Source organism: Leisingera sp. G5_S3_59_S7, from assembly GCF_054968485.1.
In genome coordinates this window covers 1-5865 of sequence record NZ_JBQKUH010000106.1, presented here as the reverse complement: position 1 = coordinate 5865, position 5865 = coordinate 1, and the positions used below count along the sequence as shown (strand labels likewise).

Genomic DNA, 5865 nt, shown 5'->3' with positions numbered 1-5865 from the left:
CGACGGTGCCGATGTTGACGTGCGGTTTATTACGTTCAAACTTTTCCTTAGCCATGCCTTGGGCGCCTTTTGAAATGAGGGGTCAGCGTTGACCCGGTTTCCTCTGCGCGGGCGGGTTATTTGGTTTGCGCGGAAAAATCAACCCGTTCCTGCTTGACAGAAGCGGAAATCGCCGGGCTCAGCCGGCCGGTGCCGGCTCCGCCGCATCCGGTGCTGCCGCGCCTGCGGATCCCGCTGCAGGGCGCGGTGCGAACCAGTCCTGCTCCTTGTGGTTTTCGGCCATCCATTCTTCGACCTTGTCGGCGATATTGACCGCCAGCCCCTGGATCTGCTGCTGCTTGGTGCGGGCGTGGCCCGACCCAAGCAGCGCGCTTTCGCCGGTGGTGCTTTCGAAGATTTCCATCTGGTGCTTCTTGGCGAGGAATTTCTTGTTTGCCACGTCATAGACAAACACATTCACCACCACCGCGCTTTTGGGCGAGAACAGCACCGGCACGCCGGGCGGGGCCAGCATGAACCCTTCGAGCGTCACCGCCACATCGTATTCCTGCCCGCCGCTGTAGCGGCGCAGCCGGGTGTTCAGCGCATTCTCGATCGGGGCGGTCCATTCGCTGTGCTCCGCGTCACGCGACAGCGGCCATTGCAGCGCCTTTTCGGTGTAGACATGGGTCACCCGGGCCTGGAACGCCCCCAGATCCTCGGGCGCTTCGTCCAGGCGGGTTTCACCGCAGGCGGTTAGCAGCGCCAGGGCGGCACACAGGGCAGAAATGCGGATCATGAGGGGTCCTCTGCAGGTATTTGGCCCTGTCCTGATAGCCTTGCGCGGCGCAGCGGGTAAAGAGCCGGAAACAGGAACCCCCGCGCGGGTGGCGCGGGGGGCACAGGGCTGGGGAAAATCAGCCGCCTATTTGAACTTGTAGCTCCGCGGGAAGCCGTGCGGCGGGCGTTTGCCGACGCTGGCGCGCTTGCCCAGCCATTCGCTGAGGTCGGCCGCGTGGCGGGTCTTGCCGCCGCCCATCTCCCATTTGAGCCCGTCGTCCCAGTTGAAGGTGGTGATGTCGGAAAGGCCGCCGTCCAGTTCCAGCGAGCCCTGCTTGCCGCGGGCCATGTTGTATTTCTGCAGGCGCACGCCCTTGCCGCGCGTCAGCTCGGGCATTTCCTCGACCGAGAAGACAAGGAATTTGCCGTTTTCGGAGACCACGGCCACATGGTCGCCCTCCACCGGGATGCAGATCTTGGCGCGTTCGTCGTCCTTGACGTTCAGCACCTGCTTGCCGCTGCGGGTCTGGGCGACGATGTCCTTTTCGGAGCAGATAAAGCCGTTGCCCGCATCGGAGGCGACCAGCAGCCTGCCCTCCGGGTTGTGGATCAGCAGGTCGACGATCTCCACCTCGTTTGGCAGGTCGACCATCAGCCGCACCGGTTCGCCCATGCCGCGGCCGCCGGGCAGGTTGGCCGCCGACAGCGTGTAGAAACGGCCGTTGGAGCCGAACACCAGCAGCCGGTCGGTGGTTTCCGCATGGAAGACGAAGCGCGGGCCGTCGCCGTCCTTGAACTTCAGCTCGCGGTTCAGGTCGATGTGGCCGGTCATGGCGCGGATCCAGCCCATCTGGGAACAGACCACAGTGATCGGCTCGCGGTCGATCATCGCCTCCAGCGGCACCTCTTCGACCTCGCCGGCCTCGGCAAAGCGGGTGCGGCGGGCGCCGCCTGCATATTCCTTGCCGAACTGCTTCTTCGTCTCTTTCAGCTGTTCGGAAATGCGGGACCACTGGAGGTCCTCGGAGGCCAGCAGTTCTACCAGCCCGGCGCGCTCCTCGCGCAGGGCGTCGCGTTCGCGGGTCAGTTCGATCTCTTCCAGCTTGCGCAAGGACCGCAGGCGCATGTTGAGGATCGCCTCAGCCTGCACCTCTGTCAGCTCGCCAACGCCTTGCGCCGGGGTGATGTAGTCCGCCTCGGTGAAGGCGCGCGGGTGGTCCTTGCTCCAGTCCTCGCGGATCAGGGCGGCCTTGGGGTCCTCGTCATAGCGGATGATGTCGATCACCCGGTCGAGGTTCAGGAAAGCGATGATGAAACCTTCGAGCACCTCCAGCCGGTGGTCGATCTTTTCCATCCGGTGGCGCGAGCGGCGCTGCAGCACGTCGCGGCGGTGGTCGAGGAAGGCGCGCAGCACCTCCTTCATCGAGCAGACCTTGGGGGTCACACCGTCGATCAGCACGTTCATGTTGAGGCTGAAGCGGATTTCCAGGTCCGAGTTGCGGAACATCATGTTCATCAGAACCTCGGGGTCCACGTTCTTGGACTTGGGTTCCAGGATGATGCGGATGTCGTCCGCCGATTCGTCACGCACGTCGGCGAGGATCGGCACCTTCTTGGTCTGGATCAGCTCGGCGATCTTCTCGATCAGCTTGGACTTCTGGACCTGATAGGGGATCTCGGTGACGACGATCTGCCACTGGCCGCGGCCCAGATCCTCGACCTCATGCTTGCAGCGCAGGCGGAAGGAGCCTCGGCCGGTGCTGTAGGCCTTGGCGATGTTTTCCTTGGGTTCGACGATGATGCCGCCGGTCGGGAAATCGGGACCCGGCACATAGTTCAGCAGGGTGTCGTCGCGGGCATCCGGGGTCTTGATCAGGTGGATACAGGCGTCGATCAGCTCGGCAATGTTGTGCGGCGGGATATTGGTGGCCATACCCACCGCAATGCCGGCCGCACCGTTTGCCAGAATATTCGGGAAGGTCGCAGGCAGCACCGCCGGTTCCGTCAGGCGCCCGTCGTAGTTATCGCGGAAATCGACCGCGTTTTCATTCAGGCCGTCCAGCATCGCCTCGGCCACGAAGGTCATCCGCGCCTCGGTGTAGCGCGACGCCGCCGGGTTGTCGCCGTCGATGTTGCCGAAGTTGCCCTGGCCATCGACCAGCGGGTAACGGACGTTGAAGTCCTGTGCCAGGCGCGCCATCGCGTCATAGATCGCGGCGTCGCCGTGGGGGTGGAAGTCGCCCATGGTGTCGCCGGAAATCTTGGCCGACTTCAGGAAGCCGCCGGTCGAACTGAGCCGCAGGCGGTTCATCGCGTAAAGGATTCGCCTGTGCACCGGTTTCAGGCCATCGCGGGCATCGGGCAGCGCCCGGTGCATGATGGTGCTGAGCGCATAGGTCAGATAACGCTCGCCAATGGCGCGGCGCAGCGGCTCCAGGATTTCGCCGTGTTCGGGGGCGGAGGGCATGTCGGGGTCTTCTACCAGGTCGGTCATGGAATCGTGATACTTGGGCTGCCGGAATTGGTAAAGCGGGCGCGCGCGAAATTCGCACAGCTTCGCCGGCCGGTTGCAGGGCGCCGGGGAGAAGACCGCAGTATCTCCCCTGTTTCCTCGCCGGTAACTTGCTCTAGATAAATTGGAACCAGGCAGCCGCGCCGCGCGTTACTTTCCCAACTCTTGCAATCAGGGCAGCGGCCTTTTGCGGGTCATTGGATTTGCCTGTTTATTTATGGTCTGGGGGGACCGGGTTATGTCGCGATTTGTTATGTTGTCCTTCGCCTTTCTTGGATGGGGATTTTATGAGCTGAGCGGCGGGTCGGATTTTGAACCGCCTCAGCGGCCCGAACCGGTCGCGGCTGCCAAAACCGGCACCAGCGCGCCGGAACCTGTTAGAATCACTGCCGCCTCGCTGACGGCCCAGCCTGTTCTGACGCGGCGGTCGCAGGCGGCAACGCCCCGGCGGCCCAAAGCTGATCCGGCGCTGCGGCAGCGCGTGGCAGCCGCGCAGCTGGCCAGTGCCTCAGGCGTTCTGGCGTCGACCCAAGCCGCGTTCTCCGCCGGATCCGGCGGCGGCACGCTGCAGCTGGCGTCCCTGGATGGCGGCCTGGCCGCAATCACGGCCACGCCTGCCGCACAAACTGCTGTGGTTTCTGCCGCGGCGGCAGAGCCTGCACCGGAACCGGTCATCGACCGCCGCAGAATCCGCGCGTCGCGGGTGAATATGCGGCAGGGGCCCGGCACCAGCTATCCGGTGCTGACCCGGCTCTTGGCTGGCGACGAGGTCATCGTGATCGAGGACAGCGGCACCGGCTGGCTGCATTTGCGCGCGCCGAAGAAGGGCATTGTCGGCTGGATTGCCGCTTCCCTGGTGAGCAAGAAACGCCCATAAGTGCACCGGAGGACTCCGGGCAAAGGGCGCTTTGATGAAGAAAACCATCCTGATCACGGGCTGCTCCTCGGGGATTGGCCTGGATGCAGCGCGCGGAATGCGGGAACGCGGCTGGCGGGTGTTTGCCTCCTGCCGGCAGCAGCGCGATTGCGACAGGATGCGGGCCGAAGGATTTGAAAGCCCGCGCATTGACTACACCGACCCGGCCAGCATCGACTCCGGCCTGGCAGAGGTGCTGGCGGCCACCGGCGGAACCCTGGATGCGCTGTTCAACAATGGCGCCCACGGATTGCCCGGCGCGGTGGAGGATCTGCCCACCGATGCGCTGCGCACGATTTTCGAGGCCAACTTCTTTGGCTGGCATGAGCTGACCCGGCAGGTGATTCCGGTGATGCGGAAACAGGGGCACGGGCGGATCGTGCAGAATTCCTCGATCCTGGGTTTTGTCTCCTTTCCCTGGCGCGGCGCCTACGTGGCAACGAAATATGCGCTGGAGGGGCTGACCGATACACTGCGGGTCGAGCTGCAGGGCTCCGGCATCCACATGGTGCTGATAGAGCCGGGACCGGTGACGTCGAAGATCCGGGAAAAGTCGATCCCGTATTTCGAGCGGTTCATCGACTGGAAATCCTCGCCGCTGCGCGAGCTTTACGAAACGCGGCTGCTGAAGCGGCTGTATGAGAGCAGCGGCCCGGACCGGTTTGAGCTGCCGGCCTCTGCCGTGACCGCCAAGCTGGCGCATGCCTGCGAAGCCCGCCGCCCGCGGCCGCGCTACTATGTCACCACGCCGACACATATTGCCGGGGTCCTGCGCCGAATCCTCAGCACAAGGGCAATTGACCGCATCCTGGTGCGGCTCGGATAGCGGATTCGCGGTCGCCTTCGGCCTTTGCGCGGGGTAGATGGGGCCAACAGAATTGATACGCTTTGGGGGACAGAATGAGCGATCCGCTGTATTATCTGGCACTGGCAGCCGTGGCGGCTGTGGTTGTGGCGCTGGTCATCGGCATTGGCGGCTTTGGCAAGGGCGGCGCGTTCAACCGCCGCAATGCGAACAAGATGATGCGTTTGCGCATCCTGTTTCAATTCATTGCAGTGGTGCTCTTGCTGTCCTACGTCTACCTGCGCAGCCAGGGAGGATAATTGGCAATGGTCGTTCTGAACAAAATCTACACCCGCACCGGCGACAAGGGCGAAACCGCCCTGGGCAACGGCGAACGCGTGGCCAAGCATTCGGCCCGCGTCAACGCCTATGGCACCTCGGATGAGCTGAACTCCTTTGTCGGGGTGGCCCGGCTGGAGGCGGACGGCGAGATGGACGCGGCGCTGGCGCGCATTCAGAACGATCTGTTCGACCTGGGCGCCGATCTGTGCCGCCCGGAGATGGAAAAGGACGCGGATGCCGAATACCCGCCGCTGCGGGTTGCGGTGGCGCAGGTCGAGCGGCTGGAGGCCGAGATCGACGTGATGAACAAGGATCTGGAGGCGCTGCGCAGCTTTATCCTGCCGGGCGGGTCCAAACTGGCGGCGCATCTGCATGTCTGCCGCACCGTGGCGCGCCGGGCCGAACGGCTGGCCACCGACCTGAGCACCGCGGAGGACGTGAACCCGGCTGCGGTGAAATACCTGAACCGTCTCAGCGACTGGTTCTTTGTCGCGGCCCGCGTGGCCAACAACGGCGGCAAGGACGACGTTCTGTGGGTTCCCGGCGCCAACC

At 64.1% G+C, this 5865-nt stretch carries 6 protein-coding genes; 4 read left to right on the top strand and 2 right to left on the bottom strand.

Annotated elements, in window-relative coordinates; translation table 11 throughout:
- Positions 1–178: 178 nt before the first annotated feature.
- Complete coding sequence (locus ACTRWG_RS22595; protein WP_027235551.1) at positions 179–778, bottom strand: hypothetical protein; 600 nt, start codon at positions 776–778, stop codon at positions 179–181.
- 126 nt (positions 779–904) lie between these two features.
- Positions 905–3253: a DNA topoisomerase IV subunit A gene (locus ACTRWG_RS22590; protein WP_259968205.1), complete on the bottom strand. Its 2349-nt coding sequence runs from the start codon at positions 3251–3253 to the stop codon at positions 905–907.
- 256 nt (positions 3254–3509) lie between these two features.
- On the opposite strand from ACTRWG_RS22590, the gene ACTRWG_RS22585 reads away from it, so the two are divergent.
- The 4 genes from ACTRWG_RS22585 to ACTRWG_RS22570 form a co-directional block, all read left to right on the top strand.
- Positions 3510–4148 (top strand): SH3 domain-containing protein, encoded by a 639-nt coding sequence (locus tag ACTRWG_RS22585; protein ID WP_027235553.1) that lies wholly within the window; start codon positions 3510–3512, stop codon positions 4146–4148.
- 34 nt (positions 4149–4182) lie between these two features.
- A complete protein-coding gene (locus ACTRWG_RS22580) occupies positions 4183–5013 on the top strand; it encodes an SDR family NAD(P)-dependent oxidoreductase (RefSeq protein WP_027235554.1) in 831 nt (276 codons plus the stop codon).
- A 74-nt stretch (positions 5014–5087) separates the two neighbouring features.
- On the top strand, positions 5088–5291 hold the full coding sequence (locus ACTRWG_RS22575) for a twin transmembrane helix small protein (RefSeq protein WP_027235555.1): 204 nt from the start codon (positions 5088–5090) through the stop codon (positions 5289–5291).
- A 6-nt stretch (positions 5292–5297) separates the two neighbouring features.
- The coding region (locus ACTRWG_RS22570; protein ID WP_462829975.1) for a cob(I)yrinic acid a,c-diamide adenosyltransferase at positions 5298–5865 on the top strand (568 nt) is incomplete at its 3' end.